Here is a 3,507-nt window from a genome sequence, read left to right as displayed (position 1 = left end):
CCTGCAACGGGAGGGTGTTTTGGGGTTTTACATACACCTGAGCGCTCATGGTGTATGTAAGTGGTTTCTGGTGCGGTGCGAGTCGTTTGCCGCTCCAGCTCGCCCATCCCCCACAGGGGAGAGGGCTTATGGTTCGTTATGCCAGTTTGCCGTGGCAGTCCTTCAGGCGTTTGCCGGAGCCGCAGGGGCAGGGGTCGTTGCGTCCGGTTTTGGCGAGTTCTTCGGCGGTCGGTTCGCGCAGGCTGCTTTCTTCGCTGCTGTTGGCGCTGCCCTGGTAGCGGGCGTGGGCGAGTTCGGCGTCGTGCTGGCGTTGTGCCTGTTGTTGCATGGCCTCGGCTTCGTCTGCCGCGTTTTGTGCCTGGAACTGGATGTGTGCCATGACGCGCACGATTTCAAACTGGATGTGGTCGAGCAGGTCTTTGAACAGTTCAAAGGCTTCGCGCTGGTATTCGCGCTTCGGGTCTTTTTGGGCGCGCGAGCGCAGCCAGATGGCCTGGCGCAGCATGTCCATCGTCGCCAGGTGTTGTTTCCATTGGGTATCGATGGTTTGCAGTGCAATGTATTTTTCGACGCGGCGCATGATGTCGGCTCCGACCTGCGCTTCTTTTTCTTGCTGGATGTGTTCGAGGGTTTCGACCAGGCCGTCGGTGATTTGTTTGGCGCTCATGTTGGGGTTGGCTTGCAGCCAGTGGTTCTGGATGTCCACCGCCAGGCCAAATTCGTTGCGCAGCGCCGCTTCGAGGCCGGGGATGTCCCAGTTTTGTCGTACCTGGTCGTCGCTGATGTAGCGGCTGGCGAGGTTTTCCATGACGGTGTGGCGCATTCCGGCGATGAGTTCGGCGATGTTGTCGGCGTCCATGATGTTGGAACGCTGGGTGTAGATGACTTTGCGCTGTTCGTTGGCGACGTTGTCGTATTCGAGCAGGTTTTTGCGCGCGTCGAAGTTGTGCGCTTCTACTTTGCGCTGCGCGCCTTCGATTTGTTTGGAGACCATGCGCGATTCGATGGCTTCGTCTTCGCTCATGCCGAGGCGCTGCATCATGCTCGCCATGCGCTCGCCGGCGAAGATGCGGACGAGGTTGTCGTCGAGGGCGACGTAGAAGCGGCTGGAGCCGGGGTCGCCCTGGCGGCCGGAGCGGCCGCGCAGCTGGTTGTCGATGCGGCGTGATTCGTGTCGTTCGGCGCCGATGACGTGCAGGCCACCGGCGGCGATAACGGCTTCGTGGCGTTGTTGCCAGTCGTCGCGCACGGCCTGTTTGGCTTCTTCTGTCGCGTCTTTGCCGAGCGCGTTCAGTTCGCTGCGCAGTGAGCCGCCGAGGACGATGTCGGTACCGCGCCCTGCCATGTTGGTGGCTATCGTCACCTGGCCGGGGCGGCCGGCTTGCGCGATGATTTCGGCTTCGCGCGCGTGTTGTTTGGCGTTCAACACGTTGTGTTCGATGCCGAGGTCGGTCAATAGGCGCGAGACGAGTTCGGAGGTTTCGATGGAGGCGGTGCCGAGCAGTACCGGCTGGCCGCGTTCTTTGCATTCGCGCACGTCGGCGGCGATGGCGTCGTATTTGCCTTTTTGGTTGAGGTAGATGAGGTCGGTGTGGTCTTTGCGCTGTACCGGGCGGTTGGTGGGGATGACGACGGTTTCGAGGCCGTAGATGTCCTGGAATTCAAAGGCTTCGGTGTCGGCGGTACCGGTCATGCCCGCCAGTTTGTCGTAGAGGCGGAAGAAGTTTTGGTAGGTAATGGAGGCCAGTGTTTGGGTTTCTTGTTTGATCGGCACGCCTTCTTTGATTTCGATGGCCTGGTGCAGGCCGTCTGACCAGCGGCGGCCGTCCATGGTGCGTCCGGTGAATTCGTCGACGATGACGACTTCGTTGTTGCGTACGATGTAATCGACGTCTTTGTGGTAGAGGTGGTGCGCGCGCAGGCAGGCGTTCAGGTGGTGGAAGATGCCGAGGTTTTTTGGGTCGTAGAGACTTTCGTCCTCGGCGAGCAGGCCGTGCTGGTGCAAGAGCGCTTCGAGGTGTTCGTGGCCGCTTTCGGTGAGGCCGACTTGTTTGGTTTTTTCGTCGATGCTGAAGTCGCCGGGGCCGTCTTTTTCTTTTTGCGGGACGAGTTCGGGGACGATGCTGTTCAGTTTTTCGTAGAGGCCGTTGTCGATATCGGAGGCGCCGGAGATGATGAGCGGGGTGCGCGCTTCGTCGATGAGGATGGAGTCCACTTCGTCCACGATGGCGTAGTTGAGTTCGCGTTGCAGGCGGTCTTCGGGGGCGAGCGCCATGTTGCTGCGCAGGTAGTCAAAGCCAAATTCGTTGTTGGTGCCGTAGGTGATGTCGCTGCGGTACGCCGCCTGTTTCTCGTCCTGCGGCATCCCGGAGATGATGATGCCGGTGGTGAGGCCGAGGAAGCCGTAGAGTTCGCCCAGCTCTTCGCCGTCGCGGCGGGCGAGGTAGTCGTTGACGGTGACGACGTGCACGCCTTTGCCGGGCAGGGCATTGAGGTACACGGCGAGGGTGGCGACCAGCGTTTTGCCTTCACCGGTGCGCATTTCGGCGATTTTGCCGTCGTGCAGCACCATGCCGCCGATGAGCTGGACGTCGTAGTGGCGCAGGCCGAGGACGCGGTTGCTCGCTTCGCGCACCACGGCAAAGGCTTCGGGCAGGATTTGGTTCAGGGTTTCGCCTTTTTCGAGGCGTTCGCGAAATTCGCCGGTTTTCGCCTTGAGGGCGTTGTCGTCCAGCGCCTGGATTTGCGGTTCGAGTGCGTTGATTTTGGCGACGGTTTTGCGGTATTGCTTGATCAGCCGGTCGTTGCGGGAGCCGAAGAGTTTTGCGGCGAGACTATTCCACATAAATGTTCTTCCTTTTGTTGGGGTTGCGGCATGGAAAGCCGCGCATGATACCGCAATTGCCGTGGTGCGGCGCAGGAATTGCCCCACTTTGTTATGATTGCGGCGTTGTCGGTGGATATGCGTCCACTCCTGTTTTTCTCAAGGAAATCCGATGAAAAAAGCCCTTGCCCCCGCCCGGAATTATTTGCGCCCGCTGTTGCGCCAGCTTGACGCTGACGTGGCGCAATCGCAGTGGCGCGATTATCAAAATCTGCTTTATGCCTGCCTGCCCGCCGCGTGGCGCAGCCGGGTGCTGCTTGGCAAACTGGAGGGGTTGCGCTGGCAGTTGTGGGTGGGCAATGGCAGCGACGGCTACCAGTTGCGCTTTCTCCTGAGCGAGGTCGAGGCGATGCTGGCAACGAAGCTGCCGCATCCGCCGAAGCTGAGCGTGGTGGTGCGTGCGGACGTGTGGGCGCAACAGCGCGCGCTGCCCGCGACAGGCCGCCTGTATCCGCGCCATTATTACAGCGAGGCGGAAGCGGAAGCGGTGATTGAGGCTTTTATAGAGGGTCAGTTGCGCGGGAAATAGTTAGCGGTGCAGGCAGGGACATTCGTGCAGGTCGGGCATTTATAGCCATCCACCGAAAGCCTCATACGGTGTTGCGTCGCCTCGCCGTACAAAA

2 protein-coding genes are annotated in these 3,507 nt (G+C 60.3%); one reads left to right on the top strand and one right to left on the bottom strand.

Features of this window, described 5'->3' with window-relative positions; translation table 11 throughout:
* Positions 1-136: 136 nt before the first annotated feature.
* The gene (gene secA / locus Q0349_RS08510; RefSeq protein ID WP_298080438.1) at positions 137-2,845 is read right to left on the bottom strand and encodes a preprotein translocase subunit SecA; all 2,709 of its coding nucleotides are present in this window, start codon (positions 2,843-2,845) and stop codon (positions 137-139) included.
* A 151-nt stretch (positions 2,846-2,996) separates the two neighbouring features.
* Between secA and Q0349_RS08505 the strand changes: the two genes are divergently transcribed.
* Complete coding sequence (locus Q0349_RS08505; protein WP_298080437.1) at positions 2,997-3,413, top strand: hypothetical protein; 417 nt, start codon at positions 2,997-2,999, stop codon at positions 3,411-3,413.
* Positions 3,414-3,507: the final 94 nt, after the last annotated feature.

Origin of the sequence: uncultured Cardiobacterium sp. (assembly GCF_938028185.1) — a bacterium.
Lineage (GTDB): Bacteria > Pseudomonadota > Gammaproteobacteria > Cardiobacteriales > Cardiobacteriaceae > Cardiobacterium.
Note: the sequence above shows the minus strand (reverse complement) of the source record. Positions and strands in the feature narration are given on the sequence as shown.

Coding starts and splice junctions, on each gene's coding strand:
- secA (WP_298080438.1), bottom strand. CDS start 2,845: ATGTGGAATAGTCTCGCCGCAAAACTCTTCGGCTCCCGCAACGACCGG.
- Q0349_RS08505 (WP_298080437.1), top strand. CDS start 2,997: ATGAAAAAAGCCCTTGCCCCCGCCCGGAATTATTTGCGCCCGCTGTTG.